Here is a 15,466-nt window from a genome sequence, read left to right as displayed (position 1 = left end):
CAGGATGATGTCTGTTTCTTTATGCTTTGATCGCTGTGCATTGCCATCGGGCTGGAAATGAGTGCCATGGCGCTCTCCGCAGTCATTTCCAGTCTTGATGATCAGGATGTTTTTTTGCCGCTGATGCCATGATTGACCTGATCGAATCGATCGAGATTCATCACCTTCACCCAGGCTTTAACAAAATCATGGATAAATTGTTTCTGAGCATCATTACTGCCATAAACTTCGGCCACAGCCCTCAACTCGGAATTGGAACCAAAGATGAGGTCAACAGAAGTGGCTTTCCATTTTAATTTCCCTGTAGACCTGTCGTACCCCTCGTACTCACCTTCCACTGTGGAGGATTTTTTCCATTCAGTTGACATGTCCAACAAGTTGACGAAGTAATCATTGCTCAAGGTACCTGGTTTCGTTGTGAACACACCGTCATTGCCATTAGCCGCATTGGCGCCCAGCACACGCATCCCGCCGACCAGCACAGTCATTTCAGGAACGGTGAGATTAAGCAGGCTGGCTTTTTCAACTAACATTTCCGGGGGGGATTTCACATTGCCTTTTTCAAAGTAGTTTCGAAAGCCATCGGCTGTGGGTCTTAAAACCGCGAAGGATTCGACATCCGTCTGCTCCTGTAGCGCGTCGTTACGACCGGGAGTAAAGGGTACCACAATATCAACACCCCCTTTTTTTGCCGCCTGCTCAATGGCGACGCCTCCTCCCAACACAATCAGATCAGCCAGTGAGATTTTTTTGCCATTGGCTTGACCCTGATTAAACTCATCCCTTATTTTTTCAAGCGTACTCAACACCTCAGCCAACTCGCGGGGATTATTCACAGGCCAGTTTTTTTGCGGCTCGAGGCGAATCCGGGCGCCGTTAGCACCTCCGCGCATGTCTGTTTTGCGGAATACTGAGGCAGAGGCCCAGGCTGTTCTGACCAGCTGAGGCCCAGTTAATTGCGAATTGATAATTTTCGTTTTCAGCGTCTCAATGTCTTGCGCATCGACCAGAGGATAATCAACAGCCGGGATTGGATCCTGCCATATCATCACTTCTTCAGGCACCATCGACCCTAAATAGCGGGAGCGCGGCCCCATATCGCGGTGGGTTAATTTAAACCAGGCTTTGGCAAATGCCATTTCGAACTCTTTGGGATTATCCCTGAAGCGTTTGGCAATTTTGCTGTAGGCCGGATCAAATTTAAGCGCTAAATCCGTTGTGAACATCATGGGCGGATGTCTTTTGGCTGCATCCGAAGCATCGGGTACCAGGGAGGAGGCACTTTGATCATCGGGCATCCATTGGATGGCTCCCGCTGGACTCCTGGTTTGTACCCAGTTGAAGCGAAACAGGTTGTCTAAGTAGTTGTGGGTAAACTGTACCGGAGAAACCGTCCAGGCACCCTCAAGGCCACTGGTTATGGTGTCTTTTCCTTTTCCTGTGCCATAACTGTTTTTCCACCCAAAGCCTTGTTCTTCAATGGCTGCATTTTCGGGGGAAGGGCCTAAATATTTTGCGGAAGCCGCACCATGTGCTTTACCAAAACTGTGTCCACCGGCAATCAAAGCCACCGTTTCTTCATCGTTCATGGCCATGCGGGCAAACGTTTCGCGAATGTCTCTGGCAGCAGCCAGCGGATCGGGATTCCCCTGCGGGCCCTCGGGATTGACATAGATGAGTCCCATTTGAGTTGCGGCAAACGGTTTATCCAATACCTTGTCCTTCGTCTGTCGATGACTGGCAAGCCACTCGCTCTCAGAACCCCAATTCACCAACTCCGGCTCCCAGGCATCGATGCGTCCCCCGGCAAAACCCAGCGTTTTAAACCCCATCGACTCCAATGCGACATTGCCTGCCAGGATCATTAAGTCAGACCATGAAATGTTATTCCCATATTTTTGCTTGATCGGCCAAAGTAAACGCCGCGCCTTATCGAGGCTGACGTTATCGGGCCAACTGTTTAATGGAGCAAAACGCTGCATTCCACCGTCTCCGCCCCCGCGACCGTCAAAAATGCGGTAAGTTCCTGCACTATGCCAGGCCATTCGAATAAACAAAGGACCATAATGACCAAAATCGGCAGGCCACCAATCCTGAGATTGAGTCATCAGCGCGGTGAGATCACTTTTGACAGCATTGAGATCCAGTGCGTTAAATGCCTTGGCATAATCAAAATCAGGACCTAACGGGTTTTCCAGGGCATCATGCTGACGAAGCGGACTGAGATCCAGCGCCTTGGGAAACCAGTACTGGTTCGTTTTTGGTGCGCTAGCGTCAATGTTTGCATGGAGAGGAACTGTTGGCGCCATGGTGAAAACCAACAGCGATGAAAAAACAGCTTTCCGGCTAATCATGATCATCCCTAACTTAATTAATTAATGATTTTTCCCAGTGTGACGGATTTGATGCAATAGAGCAATCGTTACTGTCAATACCGAATAACCCTTAAGCGTTTATTGCTTCGCATAGGTTTTGGCACGTACGCAATAACCATGTTCAATACTGGTTTTATTCAGGTAAGTCCAGGTGGAGGCCATGGAACCATCCTGTTTGACTTCAGCCGCCACAACACCGGTTTCCGCTGCCTTCTTAGGATTAATAAAGACTAACGTTAACTGTTGTTTTTCGGGAAAATAAATGCCCGTGCCAAGGTAAGAGGAACCATCGTCACAAAGCGATTTGATGCGGTAAGTTTCTCCGGTTTTTTCAATGGACATGTTGCATTTAAAATCGGCATGGGTATCGATTTCTTTGCCGCCGCATTCATAGCGGCCTTCCAGTTTAACGGGATCCGTCGCTGCATAAGCGCTCTGGACCATTGTGACTAACAGCATGGCAACCATTGGTTTCAGCATGTTTTTTCTCTGCATTTGAAGTGAACTATGATTTTTACGCTTTGCCTTGAACGGCGTCAACCGCTATTTGACAAGAAGTAAATCGGACCATCGCGTGGTGTAGCAGGGAGAGCGCATGGCGGAGCGCATGGCCCAGGGCTTGGCATGCCCTTCCGCACCAAGACGAATCATGTGACCGCCGTATTTTTGATTAATCGCATCATAAACCGCCAGAAACCGTTTGGTCTGCTGCTGTTGATGGGGGGTCGACGAATCAAACAGCCCCAGTTGCTGCACAGTCTGGCGTTGCAAATCACCCAGATAGACGCCGACTTTATTGTATTGAAAACCCGAACGGTAAATCCGGTTCAGACACCACTTGGCCCATCGCGTCAATTCCCGCAAGTCATCCGTAGGCTGAGGCAAACACACACCCATGGACGGTGCATACTGGGGCAGATCAGCCCGAAAAGGATTGGTACGGATAAAAATGCCGAGATAGCCGGCGACAGAATGCTGCTGTCGTAATTTTTCATAAGCACGGGCACAATGGGCGCTTAGCGCCTGCGCTAACACGTCCTGTTCACTTTGCAGGCAGCCAAATGACCGGGAGGATAAAATGCTTTTTCGCTCCTCTCTTTCTTCAAAACCAAGGCAGGGAATGCCACGCAGCTCAAGGGCTGTACGCTGCAACACCACATTAAAGCGGGCTCTGAGTGACTGCAGGGGCAAGGCCGCCAAATCACTGGCCCAATGAATGCCCTGCTGAATGAGGGTTTTATGCCATTTTCTGCCGATTCCCCAGACGTCACCGATCTCAATCTGCGAAAGCCAGTGGTTTTGGCCAACCCAATTAAAAACCGGGACATTCAGGCGGCGTTTAGCGACATAATTAGCCAATTTAGCCAGCGTTTTGGTTTGAGCAAGGCCGATGGACACCGGAATGCCGGTGTATTGCAGGATTTTTTTCTGCAGGTCTCGGCAGAAAGGCTCCTGGTCTTCCAGAGGCAAGGTTTTTAAATCCAGGAAAGCTTCATCAATGGAATAAACCGCCACGTGCTGCCAGCTTTCCTCGATAATCGACATCACCCGCCGCGACATGTCGCCATAGAGGCTGAAATTGGATGAAAACACATGGACGCCCTGTTGCCGGCACAGGCCCTGAATTTTAAAAAAAGGCACCCCCATGGGAATACCCAGCGCTTTGGCCTCGTTGGATCGGGCAATCACACAGCCGTCATTGTTCGACAGAATGACTACCGGCTTGCCCATCAGGTGCGGTTTAAAAACCCGCTCGCAAGAGGCGTAAAAATTATTGCAGTCCACCAGTGCATACATCAGAGCACCGCATGAATAACGTGGGTAACCACCCCCCAAATCACAACATCCTGATCGTGGGTTAAATCGATGGCGGCGAATTCGGGGTTTTCCGCCAGCAGGCGGGTTTTGCCATGCAGCCGCGATAACCGTTTGACCGTCAGTTCGCCATTGACTGCCGCAATCACCACGTGGCCATGCCCTGCCTCGATGCTGCGGTCAACCACCAGCATGTCGCCGGAATGAATGCCGGCATTGATCATGGATTCACCCGACGCCCTGACAAAAAAAGTAGCCGCAGGATGCTTAATCAGGTGTTCATTCAAATCGAGGTAATGCTCGATGAAATCATCGGCCGGTGAAGGAAAACCGGCCTTGACCGAACTGGCATACAGCGGGATACGGACGGCTGCCTGGCCCTTGTTCAGGTATTGCATGACCTCACCCACCCGCGACACCGGAATACGCACCGATTTGGTCGCCTCGCCAAACTTCCCCTTCCCCCGCGGCCGACCTGCCCCGACCCGTGCGCCGCCGTGTGACATAGACCCTTCTCTTGAATTTTGATTCATTATTCAAGTCTATCGCGGCAACCCGCGGCTGTAAAGGACAGCGGGCAATTCTGCGCTATAATTTGGGATGAACTGGTATTGGCAGGAGTTCCGTATGTCTCGAAAATCACACAAACCCGGCAAGCACATCCGCAAAGAAAATAAAAAAATTCTTCACCACAATTTACGTGACATTTCCGGAGGCGCCAACCTCATCGATTTCAAACCCGGCACCAATCCCTTTCCAGCCACCGCGCCCAGTAAAAACTAACGGCATCCGCTAAAGTCTGCGTGCTCGATTCGAAATCATTGCCTATCCGGGATATACTGAAACAGAGGGCCATGATTCAGGATAGCGATGGATAAACTGTTTCGTGAAAAAAGTTTAAAACGACTGAACAATCCGGAAAAACTGGATACGCTCTTTCGTATTGTCCCTCCCTTAAACTGGCTTATTCTCGCCACCCTGGTTTTGCTGCTTGGCATGATTGCCGCGTGGTCCGTGTTCGGCAGCATCGATACGCGGGTTTCCGGGAATGGCATCCTCATCAGCGGCGGTCAGAAAATCTACGATGCCATTGCTGAAGATTCCGGACGTTTATTAACCGTGGAGGTCCAGGTGGGCGATGTGGTCAAAACGGGGCAGCGATTGGCAACCCTGAAATTGCCGCTCCTGCTGCTGGACATCGAAAACAGGCAGCAGACTGTCCTGTCGCTGCGAAAACAGGTCAGTGATTTGCAACATTTCATTGACAAGGATTTTAAACTGGAACAACAGAACAATGAAACGCTGCGGAAAAACTGGGCGAACGATTTGGAAAATGCCAATCTTCATCTGCAATTTCTAAAAACGGCACTGGAGGAGCGGGAAAAGCTGGTGGATAAAGTGATTTCACGTCAGGAACTCGCCGAACTGAAAAGCAATTATTTTAAGGAGCTGCAGTTGCGCGACGAGATCAGCAAAAAAATCGCTGACAACATCATTGAATTTAAACGACGCGTGGAGGCCAATCAACAACGGCTGATTGAATTGAAGAATCGCCTGCGACAGGCAGAACAGGATGTTGCTTTTTTGATGAAAAAATTAAAAGTCCACAGCATTATTGTAAGTCCTGTCGATGGGGAGATTATTAATATCATCGGCAAACCCGGTGAAATTGTGCAGCCGGGCAGCAAAATCATGGATATCGAACCTTATGCCGAAACCGTGGATGCCGTCATTTACGTGCCGGCCAGCATGGGTAAAGTCGTCCTGCGGGGCATGGCCGCTCAGGTGGTCCCCAGTACCGTTAAAAAGCAGGAATACGGCAGTATTGTCGGCGTGGTTGAAGACGTGGCTGGCTTTCCCAGCAGCCAAAGCAGCATGATGGCGGTCTTGGCCAACGAAAAGCTGGTGGAGGACTTCAGCCAAAGCGGGCCGCAATTGTATGTGCGTGTTCGTCTGATGAAAGCCGATACGCCAAGCCATTATCAATGGACAACGTCAAAAGGACCCAACATGGTCATTACCAATGGCACCTTATGCACTGCTGACATCATTACCAAATCCCAGCCGCCGATTACACTGGTCATTCCAGCCATTAAAACCTTTCTGGGGATAGATTAACAGGCATGGACATGGGAAACAGGTTTAAAACGATACCAAGGACACCCACCATTCTGCAGATGGAAGCCGTGGAATGCGGGGCCGTCGCCTTGGCCATTGTTCTGGCTTACTATGATCGCTGGATTCCGCTGGATGTCCTGCGCATGGATTGCGGAGTATCCCGGGATGGCAGCCGTGCTGACAATATTTACCGTGCAGCGGTCCTGCATGGCATGGTGGTTGAAGCCTACAGCCTTGAACCCGCCGACATTCACGACTGCCGCCTGCCTGCCATTATCCATTGGGAATTCAATCATTTCGTGGTGCTTGAGGGAACCGGCAGACACCATGTTTACATCAATGATCCCGCCCATGGGAGACGAAAATTAAGCCTTGAAGAATTTGATGAGGGGTTTACGGGCGTGCTGCTTGAACTGACCCCCGGCCCGCAGTTCGTCAAGGCAGGGCATAAACCTAAAATTTTCGCGAATCTGATGACCCGCCTGCGCCACTCCAAAGAAGCCGTCGGCTTTATTATTCTTGCAACCTTAAGTCTCGCCATTCCAGGCATTGCCATTGCCGGGCTAAACAAAATTTTCATTGATGAGGTCCTCATTCAGCAACTGAATCACTGGCAAAGGCCCGTTTTACTGGGCTTGTTGATTGCCGGTTTTTTCAGCGCCCTGCTCACCTGGTACCAACGGACTATGTTAAGCCGGCTCGAAGTGAAAATGGCACTTGTGAATGGCGCGTCGTTTTTCTGGCATTTACTTCGCCTGCCCATGTCTTTCTTTAATCAACGCTACCTTGGCGACATTCTAAATCGCCTGCAATCCAGCGATTCAGTGGCGTCGTTGGTCTCGCAACAATTCGGCACCAACATGGTGAGCCTCCTTCTGGCGTTGATTTACCTGATGATCCTCTTTTTGCTCAGCGTGCCGCTGACCTTGCTGGTGTTACTCGCCACCGCGATCAATGTCATCGCCCTGCTGGTGATTGCCCAGAAGCGAAGCAGTGAAAGCCAGCGGCAAACCAAGGCGCAGAATAAACTGATGAGTACTGCCATCAGCGGTTTGCAGATGATAGAAACTTACAAAGCGTCCGGCGCTGAGCAGGATTTTTTTAAGAAATTTGCCGGCATACATGCCAATTATTTAACCGCCGAACAACAACTGAGCTGGACGCGCGATTGCTTTGCCGCACTCCCCATGGCGCTGGATTTGCTGACCAATGCCGGCATCCTCTGCTTTGGGGCCTGGTTAGCCATTGAAGGGCAACTGAGCATCGGGACTGTTGTCGCCTTTCAGATTTTATACCGCAGCTTTATCCAGCCGGTCAAAATGCTGGTGATGCTCGCCGGCACCATTCAGGATATTGCAGCCGATTTATTTCATCTGGAAGACATCACCTCCCATCCGGTGGCCCAACGTTACGAGCCGGTGACTGCACAAGCTAATATCCCCGAAGCCAAATTAACGGGCCATGTGATCTTTGAAAAGGTCACCTTCGGCTACAGCCCGCTCGCCGAGCCGCTGCTGCGTGATTTTTCTCTGGAAATTCAACCCGGCCGCCGCCTGGCGCTGGTGGGCAGTTCAGGCAGCGGCAAATCCACCATTGGTAAATTACTGTTGGGGTTTTATGAGCCGTGGACAGGACGCATCCTGATTGATGGCAGGGAATTACGCCAAATCCCGAATGCTATTCGCGTTCGTTCCATCGCCAGTGTTGATCAGGACATCAGCCTGTTTCATGCGACCTTAAAAGATAACTTGACCTTGTGGGATCCCACCATCGACGACGAAGACATCCTCAATGCCTGCAAAGCCGTCTTCATGCATGACATGATTGCCGGTGAACGGGAGATGGGCTATGAAAGCGTCATCAATGAAGGCGGTTCCAATTTCAGCGGCGGCCAGCGCCAACGCCTGGAAATCGCCCGCGCCATGCTGCAGAAACCCAGCATTTTAATTCTGGATGAAGCCACCTCTGCCCTGGATGCGCAGATGGAAAAAGCCATTGATACCGCCTTACGCCGTCTGGGATGCACCCTGTTGATTATTTCGCACCGGTTAAGCACCATACGGGATGCCGATGAAATCATCGTTCTTGAACAGGGCCAGGTGGTTGAACGAGGCACCCATGATCAATTGCTGATGCTCAAAGGCGCTTATTGCCGTCTATTGGCGAGTGAGGCGTGATGATGACAGACCATCGGCCTCTCCATGAAATGGATCTCCTGCAAAGCGACAGGCACTACCGAGTGCTCAAAGGCCATGTTGATCTGTTTCTTGTTCCAGGCGAAGGCCCTTATCGACATCGCCGTTATCTTATCGGCCATTGCCAACCGGGCGATGTGCTTCCTGGGCTTAAAGGGTGCTCAACGGAAACCGGCTGGCAGTTCCTTGCTTCCTGCGGCACAGACGCTGAATTGCAGGCCGTGACAGATGCCTCGCTGAATAAAGACAAGCAGAGGGCATCCATCAAGTCCTGGCAGCAGCATTTTATTAATTACCTTAAGAATACCCCTTTCGATGGCAATGTCAGCCTGCTCATCGAAAACCAGATTGGCACGTCGCAACGGGTGAATGCCGCCAAAGAGTTCTTTAAATCAATTCTTCCTGTCTTGATTCAAGCCAGTGAGTGGTTAGAGCAGCAGGAAGAAGAACGCGCCCGGCAAAGGAAAAAAATAGAAAACAATCGCTTGAAACGGGCGTATCTGTCGATGATTTCCACGCTGAGAAGCAAACCTCCTGTTGCTCAAACCGGGCGGCAAGATACGCTGACCTATTGTGTCCAACGCACAGCCGCCTTTTATCAACTGGCGCTTCCAGAGCATGTTCAGGTCGATGCGATTCAGGAAATCAACCTGAAAACGGGCATGGCCATCCGCCCCGTGCAATTAAGCGGCGCCTGGTGGCGCGGCGCCACCCATCCGCTGCTGCTGCAAAAGCCGGATGATAAAGCCTATTACCTCGCCCTGCCTACCCTGACCCGGGGCCTGCTGTTGATTGATCCAGTTCAGGGAATCAGTAAAAAACTCACCCCGGGGGAAGCGGCTGTTTTTGGCGAGGAAGCCTGGCAAATGTACTGTCCCTTGCCGCAGAAACCTTTGAAAATAAAAGATTTAATCCCGTTTGCCTTTCGAGGCGGTCAACGCGATCTGGTCCGTCTGCTGATCGTGGGTTCTCTGGCCGCACTGCTTAGTCTGGTAACCCCCTGGTTTACTGGTATTCTCTTCGAACAGGTCGTTCCCGCAGGCGACATCAACCAATTGCAGCAAGTTATTCTGGCACTGTTAATTGCCGCCTTTTCCGCTGGTCTTTTTGAATTGGTACGCACCATTACCGTCCTGCGATTAAGCAGTCGGTTAAACTTAAACCTGGAAGTGGCCATCTGGGATCGTCTAATCCGCCTGCCGGTGACTTTTTTCAAACAATTCACCACCGGCGATCTGACGCAGCGGGCCATGGCAATCAGCCATATCCGCACACTGTTAGCCGGTGTGGTGGTTAACTCCCTGCTCAGCGGCATATTTTCATTGTTCAGCCTGCTTTTATTGTTTTATTACGACGTAAGGCTTGCCGTCACAGCGACGCTCATCATTCTCATCCTTTGCGCCTATACCCTGCTCATCAGTTTAAGGCAGTTAAGGCATTATAAAGAGCAGGAAACCCTGCAGGGCGACTTGTCAGGCATGGTGGTGCAGTTACTTGGCGGCATTGGCAAAATTCAAAGCTCGGGACGAGAAAAAACCGCCTTTTCCCAGTGGGCCATTAAAAACAGCCAAATTAAACAGGCCGCCTACCGGGCAAACCACGCCAGCGCTTTGTTATCCAGTCTCAACAGCTTCTTTTTAACCCTCCTGTCTGTCGTGGTGTTCACCCAGTTTCTGCATCGTACCGACACACTGAGTCTCGGGCTTTTTCTGGCGTTTAATGCCACCCTTGGACAATTCACCGCCGGCATGCTGGGCATGACTGACATCGCCGGTACGGTGATTAACAGCATTCCTTTATTGAAACGGGCAGCCCCTATTCTTGAAGCCCTTCCTGAAACCCATGCCGGCAAACGGGATCCTGGGGTTCTGAAGGGCAAGATTGAAGTGGACCATCTGCGCTTTTCCTATACCAAAGAACAACCGGTGATTAAAAACGTGTCATTCACTATTCATCCAGGCCAATACGTGGCAATTACAGGTCCTTCCGGCTCAGGTAAATCGACCCTGCTTCGTCTTCTCCTTGGATTTGAAAAAGCCGATCAGGGCAATCTTTTTTTCGATGATCACGACATCAGACAACTCAACGTGCAACGCGTACGCGAACAATGCGGCGTCGTCCTGCAAAACAGCACGCTCCTTTCAGGTACCTTGTTTGAAAACATTGCAGGCTCCGCCCTGCTCAGTCTGGATGAAGCCTGGGACGCGGCCGACATGGCCGGCCTTGCTGCCGATATTGAAAAAATGCCCATGGGCATGCACACGGTCATTTCCGAACGCGGCGGCACACTGTCAGGCGGACAGCGGCAACGGGTATTAATTGCCCGCGCGCTGGCGAAAAAACCGCGATTGCTGTTTTTCGACGAAGCCACCAGTGCACTGGATAACGTCACCCAGACTATCGTCATCCAGAGCCTTGCAAAACTCAACATCACCCGCGTAGTCATTGCTCATCGCCTGACCACCATTGAGAAAGCAGACTTTATTCTGGTGATGGACCAGGGCGAGGTGGTTCAATGCGGTTCTTATTCCCAATTAATGGCCGAAGACGGTCTTTTTCGGCAAATGGCTATGCGTCAACTCATTAATTGATCATTAATTGATCAATTTAAATGCAAATATTCTATACTTAAACAGTCTTTGCAGTGAGGGAGTGAAATGAAACGTCAACCACAAAAACCCACAGACAAGCCCAGTAAATCCATCAATCCTGATGAATTAAGCCAAGTCTCAGGGGGTTCACATGAGCGGCGGGATCGATCAAGACCCCGGTATGTGGATGAAGCAAGAATCAGGCACCGTCAAGGGTCTTAGTGAATGAGGGGTTCAATGATGAGTAAGCACAAAACCAAAAAGGGCCAATTGAGTAAAGAGCATTTAAAACAGGTCAGCGGCGGACAACACGATCGCCGCCCCAGGCCGCCCATCCTCATAAGGCCGGAACCGACACGACCGGCTCAGCCGGGTTTACCGCCGTTAACCCGGGTGGATGAATAACAGCCAGCCTGACAGCGGCTGGCTCCTGGTTTATCAAGCCGGGCAGTCTGCCAGTTCAGCGCATTCCAATACATTTCGGGCCTGCGCCTGACGGTGTTCGCGGACAGCCTGACGGTACTGCGGGTATTTATTGGCAAGGATCATGGCTGCCAGAATTGCCGCATTAGCGGCCCCGGCCTTACCTACAGCCAGGGTACCCACAGGAATACCAGCCGGCATTTGCACAATGGACAATAAAGCATCCAGGCCATTATGAAACGTTGATGAAGGCATAGGTACTCCCAGTACCGGCAGCAGGGTTTTAGAGGCCACCACGCCGGGTAAATGCGCGGCCCCTCCGGCGGCGGCGATAAACACCTCGACCCCTCGCGCTTCGGCAGACTGCATGTACTCACTCAGAGCCTCCGGTGTGCGATGCGCCGATAAGGCACGGGCTTCATGGGGGATCTGAAATTTTTTCAGCATTAAACTGGCCTCTTCCATGATGGTCCAATCGGATTTTGAGCCCATAAGCAGTGAGACTAGAATTGTTGACATGTTCGATTCCTGATGAGTTAATAAAGTGTTTCCTGCGATGCATTCGCTGCAATGCGACCAATGGCCGCCACGAGGGCTTGCCCTTCCAACTGCTGCACGCGGCTTCGCAACCTGTCCGGCGTGTCGTCGGCATAAACCGAACAGGTTTTCTGAATTAAAATCGGCCCTGCATCGACGTCTTCGGTCACGTAATGCACGGTACAACCGCTTTGTTTCTCTCCCGCCCCTAACACCGCGCGGTGAACGTCCAAATCCATTAATCCTGAAAAAGCAGGCAATAAGGACGGATGAACATTGATGATCTGCTGCCGCCAGGTTTGAACAAAGGGGGCTGACAAAATACGCATATAGCCAATAAGAACAATCAATTCCACTTCAAAACGGCGAAACACCTGATCAAGCTGCTGATCATAATCCGGACGGGTTAAGCCTGCGGGATCAACAAAAAAGGAGGGGATAGCCGAATGCCTGGCTTTTTCAAGAATCAAGGCCTCGGCTTTATTACTGACGACCAATTCAATCCGTGCAGCCAGTTTTTTGCTGGCTATCGCTTCCTGCAATGCCAGCAAATTGGTTCCCTTAGTTGAGCCCAGAATGCCAAGCCGGATCATGACTGGCGCAACCGGTTCATATGAGCCATGCGGGCTTCAATCCGCTCCGGCGTGCCGATGTCGCGGCGGTGATACAGGGGACCTGCGACACGGGCAATCTCAGATTCGGCTTTTTTTTCCGCCTCAGCCAATGTCGCGCCAATTCCAACATAGGCCGCGGTTCTTGACCCCGTTGCCACCCATTGATCACCCTGCTGATGAACCCCCGCCAGATAAAAATGAGACGAATCCTGAATCAGGCTGCAATCAATTGGAAACTGTTTAAGGGGCGCATCCGGATAACCTTGAGGTACAGCGTATTTGCACACAGTCGCATACGGGGCGAAGCGCACGTCGGCGGCATTCAGTTCGCCCTGCACCATGGCGATGCAATGATCCACCAGGTCACTTTCAAGCAGCGGGAGGACATTCAGGGACTCCGGATCACCAAGCCGCGCATTAAACTCAATGACAGACACACCCCGTGCCGTCGCCATAAAACTGCCATACCAAAAGCCAATGTAGGGTTGTTGCAATTCAAGCTGCAAGGCATGATAAACCGACTGATTAATGGCCCAGGCCGCCTCAATGTCAGCCGTTGACAGGAAAGGCAGGCCATGATCCGCCGCCGAATAACTGCCCATACCGCCGGTGTTGGGCCCTTTATCCCCCTCAAAAGCCCGCTTATGGTCCTGGACCAGCGGCATCGGCACCAGGCTTTTGCCATCTGCGAAGGCCATGAACGAGAACTCTTCACCGATTAATTTTTCCTCGATAATCAATGTTTGACCTTCAGCCAGAAGGCTTTGGCAATAACTCAAGGCTTCAGTCAGCAAGTGCAGATGTTCTCCTGCTACCTTAACCCCCTTGCCTCCCATCAGGCCGTCGGCTTTAATGACATACTGCCCCTCGCCCAGACACCTTAAATAGTCTTCAATACCCTGCATGGAATCAAACTGACTGTAAGCCGGTAAACCGGCGATGGCGTGTTTTTTCATTAAATTGCGGGCAAACTGCTTACTGGTCTCAATTCGGGCAGCCGCTTGACGAGGACCGATGACTGCAATACCTGCCTGCCACAAGGCATCAGCCAACCCTTTTTCAAGCGGCGCCTCCGGACCAATAATGGCCAATTCAATGCCCCATGCCAGTGCCTGAGTCACCACTGCCTCGCTTTCGGTGATATCCCCGCACGCATAATGGCTTGTCAGACGCCCAATACCCGGATTGAATGATGTCCCATAACAGAAGAGCAATGGGGTTAGCGGTGAGCGGTGCATGGCATGAATCAAAGCCTGTTCACGAGCCCCTGAGCCAATAACGAGAATATTCACCTGGTCAATTCCTCTTCTTTTAGTTCAAGACGTGGTTTTTGCCGTTGCTGTTCCAATTGCTGCATTTTGGCCGGGGTGATGGATGGGCAAAAATAATCGCCATCCATACAGGCCATGCAGGGCTTTTTGATGCGATGCTGGCCACGTCGAGTCACAGCCTCGATTAAATCCTCCTGAGTCTGGTACATCAGAATATCGACGCCAATAAAACGGGCTATCTCCGCTTCACTCATGTTGGCCGCGATCAATTCACCGCGCGAAGGGATATCAATGCCGCTGAAGCAGGGGTTTTTCAAGGCGGGCGACGTGGAGACAAAATAAATATTCTTTGCCCCAAGCGCCCTGACCATTTTGACAATCTCGCGCGATGTGGTACCGCGCACAAGGCTGTCATCAACAATCAACACCGATTTGTTTTCTATTTCAGTTCGCTGCGGCGTTAATTTATAACCAATGCTCTGCTTTCTTGCCTTTTGATTAGGCATAATAAAAGTGCGGCCAATAAACGGATTTTTATAAAGCCCTTCCGAATAACGTACACCCAGTTCATGCGCAAACGCCATGGCGGACGTGTTGGCAGTAAATGGAACCGGAATCACGACATCGGGGATAATATCCGGGTATTTTTTTTGCCATTGCCGGCTTAGATTCTGTCCCATGCGCAAACGCGCCCGATAGACGCTGACATGATTAAGCGTCGCATCCGGACGGGCAAAGTAAACGTATTCAAAAACACAGGGTCGAAAGTCTTTCCGGCGAATAACCCGACGGTACACCTTCCCGCTTAAACTGACAAAAGCCACTTCACCGGCGTCAATATCGCCTTCATCCTTAAATCCCAGCGCATAAAAAGGCGTGGTCTCGGAAGCAAACATAATGTCCTGATGACCGGACTGATTGTCGCGGCTTCCCATGACTAAGGGCCTTATGCCGTGGGGATCGCGAAAAGCAACCAGCCCCTTGCCGATAATGACGCTGACAATCGAGTAGGCACCCTGCACCCGATCAAAAAGGTAAGCCACGGCCTCACAGAGTAATTCAAAAAAGGCTTCATCGTTTTCATAGCCATAAGCCCCTTTGGCCAATTGATCAGCCAACATCAGTAAAAGCACTTCCGAGTCGAGTGAGGAATTGAGATGGCGGTATTGATTCAGCCGGATTTCATCGGCCAGCGCCTGGTAATTGGACAGGTTGCCATTATGGGCTAAGGCAATGCCACGCGGGCTGCCAATCCACAGGGGTTGAATATCGGCTTCGCTGTATCCTCCTGCAGTGGGATAGCGGGAGTGAGCAATGCCGATGGTGCCGTGCAGGGACTGAACGTTCTCGGGCGTGAAGATTTCTCTCACCAATCCCAGCCCCTGTTTGACATAAAAACGCTGGTCGCAGGTCAGGATACCGGCCGCATCCTGACCGCGATGCTGCAAATGCACCAGACTGTCTAACAGCTCGGAAGCCACGGGTTCCACGCTGTAAATCCCTACTATTCCGCACATGAGTGTCCGC

General features: G+C 51.2%; 14 protein-coding genes. 6 read left to right on the top strand and 8 right to left on the bottom strand.

Going from position 1 to position 15,466, the window contains the following annotated elements; all coding sequences use genetic code 11:
• Nucleotides 1-101 precede the first annotated feature (101 nt).
• The 4 genes from katG to Lrub_RS09920 form a co-directional block, all read right to left on the bottom strand.
• On the bottom strand, nucleotides 102-2,309 hold the full coding sequence (gene katG / locus Lrub_RS09935; RefSeq protein WP_133134057.1) for a catalase/peroxidase HPI: 2,208 nt from the start codon (nucleotides 2,307-2,309) through the stop codon (nucleotides 102-104).
• Between the two features lie 144 nt (nucleotides 2,310-2,453).
• Entirely contained in the window at nucleotides 2,454-2,855 is a 402-nt protein-coding gene (locus Lrub_RS09930; protein WP_133134042.1) for a hypothetical protein, read from the bottom strand.
• Nucleotides 2,856-2,918: 63 nt separating this feature from the next.
• Entirely contained in the window at nucleotides 2,919-4,172 is a 1,254-nt protein-coding gene (locus Lrub_RS09925; RefSeq protein WP_058531950.1) for a Y-family DNA polymerase, read from the bottom strand.
• Nucleotides 4,172-4,696, bottom strand: coding sequence for a LexA family protein (locus Lrub_RS09920; protein WP_058531949.1), 525 nt, complete (start codon nucleotides 4,694-4,696; stop codon nucleotides 4,172-4,174). The genes Lrub_RS09925 and Lrub_RS09920 overlap by 1 nt, the downstream gene beginning before the upstream one ends.
• A 121-nt stretch (nucleotides 4,697-4,817) precedes the next feature.
• On the opposite strand from Lrub_RS09920, the gene Lrub_RS14820 reads away from it, so the two are divergent.
• From Lrub_RS14820 to Lrub_RS14810, 6 genes are all read left to right on the top strand, one after another.
• A complete protein-coding gene (locus Lrub_RS14820) occupies nucleotides 4,818-4,973 on the top strand; it encodes a hypothetical protein (protein ID WP_156413041.1) in 156 nt (51 codons plus the stop codon).
• Nucleotides 4,974-5,060: 87 nt separating this feature from the next.
• Nucleotides 5,061-6,308, top strand: a complete 1,248-nt coding sequence (locus Lrub_RS09915) for an NHLP bacteriocin system secretion protein (RefSeq protein ID WP_058531948.1) — start codon at nucleotides 5,061-5,063, stop codon at nucleotides 6,306-6,308.
• An 11-nt stretch (nucleotides 6,309-6,319) separates the two neighbouring features.
• Nucleotides 6,320-8,485, top strand: coding sequence for an NHLP family bacteriocin export ABC transporter peptidase/permease/ATPase subunit (locus Lrub_RS09910; RefSeq protein ID WP_065235743.1), 2,166 nt, complete (start codon nucleotides 6,320-6,322; stop codon nucleotides 8,483-8,485).
• On the top strand, nucleotides 8,485-11,094 hold the full coding sequence (locus Lrub_RS09905) for an NHLP bacteriocin export ABC transporter permease/ATPase subunit (RefSeq protein ID WP_058531946.1): 2,610 nt from the start codon (nucleotides 8,485-8,487) through the stop codon (nucleotides 11,092-11,094). The genes Lrub_RS09910 and Lrub_RS09905 overlap by 1 nt, the downstream gene beginning before the upstream one ends.
• A gap of 66 nt (nucleotides 11,095-11,160) precedes the next feature.
• Nucleotides 11,161-11,316, top strand: a complete 156-nt coding sequence (locus Lrub_RS14815; protein WP_156413040.1) for a hypothetical protein — start codon at nucleotides 11,161-11,163, stop codon at nucleotides 11,314-11,316.
• A 15-nt stretch (nucleotides 11,317-11,331) separates the two neighbouring features.
• Nucleotides 11,332-11,499 (top strand): hypothetical protein, encoded by a 168-nt coding sequence (locus Lrub_RS14810; RefSeq protein WP_156413039.1) that lies wholly within the window; start codon nucleotides 11,332-11,334, stop codon nucleotides 11,497-11,499.
• A 33-nt stretch (nucleotides 11,500-11,532) separates the two neighbouring features.
• On the opposite strand, the gene purE is transcribed toward Lrub_RS14810, so the two are convergent.
• From purE to purF, 4 genes are read right to left on the bottom strand one after another with little or no spacing between them, the layout of a single operon-like run.
• Nucleotides 11,533-12,036 (bottom strand): 5-(carboxyamino)imidazole ribonucleotide mutase, encoded by a 504-nt coding sequence (gene purE / locus Lrub_RS09900; RefSeq protein ID WP_058531945.1) that lies wholly within the window; start codon nucleotides 12,034-12,036, stop codon nucleotides 11,533-11,535.
• Nucleotides 12,037-12,053: 17 nt separating this feature from the next.
• Nucleotides 12,054-12,647 (bottom strand): phosphoribosylglycinamide formyltransferase, encoded by a 594-nt coding sequence (gene purN, locus Lrub_RS09895; RefSeq protein ID WP_058531944.1) that lies wholly within the window; start codon nucleotides 12,645-12,647, stop codon nucleotides 12,054-12,056.
• On the bottom strand, nucleotides 12,644-13,960 hold the full coding sequence (gene purD / locus Lrub_RS09890; protein ID WP_058531943.1) for a phosphoribosylamine--glycine ligase: 1,317 nt from the start codon (nucleotides 13,958-13,960) through the stop codon (nucleotides 12,644-12,646). The genes purN and purD overlap by 4 nt, the downstream gene beginning before the upstream one ends.
• Nucleotides 13,957-15,456 (bottom strand): amidophosphoribosyltransferase, encoded by a 1,500-nt coding sequence (gene purF, locus Lrub_RS09885; protein ID WP_058531942.1) that lies wholly within the window; start codon nucleotides 15,454-15,456, stop codon nucleotides 13,957-13,959. Before purF ends, purD begins: the two co-directional genes overlap by 4 nt.
• Between the last annotated feature and the right edge of the window lie 10 nt (nucleotides 15,457-15,466).

The sequence above is a fragment of the Legionella rubrilucens genome (assembly GCF_001468125.1).
Lineage (GTDB): Bacteria > Pseudomonadota > Gammaproteobacteria > Legionellales > Legionellaceae > Legionella_C > Legionella_C rubrilucens.
This window is presented reverse-complemented; position numbering and strand designations above follow the sequence as displayed.

What these genes read in the sequence shown, in the direction of transcription:
- purF (WP_058531942.1), bottom strand. Translation starts at nt 15,456, where the DNA reads ATGTGCGGAATAGTAGGGATTTACAGCGTGGAACCCGTGGCTTCCGAG.
- Lrub_RS14810 (WP_156413039.1), top strand. Translation starts at nt 11,332, where the DNA reads ATGATGAGTAAGCACAAAACCAAAAAGGGCCAATTGAGTAAAGAGCAT.
- Lrub_RS09910 (WP_065235743.1), top strand. Translation starts at nt 6,320, where the DNA reads ATGGGAAACAGGTTTAAAACGATACCAAGGACACCCACCATTCTGCAG.
- Lrub_RS09905 (WP_058531946.1), top strand. Translation starts at nt 8,485, where the DNA reads ATGATGACAGACCATCGGCCTCTCCATGAAATGGATCTCCTGCAAAGC.
- Lrub_RS14820 (WP_156413041.1), top strand. Translation starts at nt 4,818, where the DNA reads ATGTCTCGAAAATCACACAAACCCGGCAAGCACATCCGCAAAGAAAAT.
- Lrub_RS09915 (WP_058531948.1), top strand. Translation starts at nt 5,061, where the DNA reads ATGGATAAACTGTTTCGTGAAAAAAGTTTAAAACGACTGAACAATCCG.
- Lrub_RS14815 (WP_156413040.1), top strand. Translation starts at nt 11,161, where the DNA reads ATGAAACGTCAACCACAAAAACCCACAGACAAGCCCAGTAAATCCATC.
- Lrub_RS09925 (WP_058531950.1), bottom strand. Translation starts at nt 4,172, where the DNA reads ATGTATGCACTGGTGGACTGCAATAATTTTTACGCCTCTTGCGAGCGG.
- purE (WP_058531945.1), bottom strand. Translation starts at nt 12,036, where the DNA reads ATGTCAACAATTCTAGTCTCACTGCTTATGGGCTCAAAATCCGATTGG.
- Lrub_RS09930 (WP_133134042.1), bottom strand. Translation starts at nt 2,855, where the DNA reads ATGCTGAAACCAATGGTTGCCATGCTGTTAGTCACAATGGTCCAGAGC.
- katG (WP_133134057.1), bottom strand. Translation starts at nt 2,309, where the DNA reads ATGGCGCCAACAGTTCCTCTCCATGCAAACATTGACGCTAGCGCACCA.
- purN (WP_058531944.1), bottom strand. Translation starts at nt 12,647, where the DNA reads ATGATCCGGCTTGGCATTCTGGGCTCAACTAAGGGAACCAATTTGCTG.
- Lrub_RS09920 (WP_058531949.1), bottom strand. Translation starts at nt 4,696, where the DNA reads ATGTCACACGGCGGCGCACGGGTCGGGGCAGGTCGGCCGCGGGGGAAG.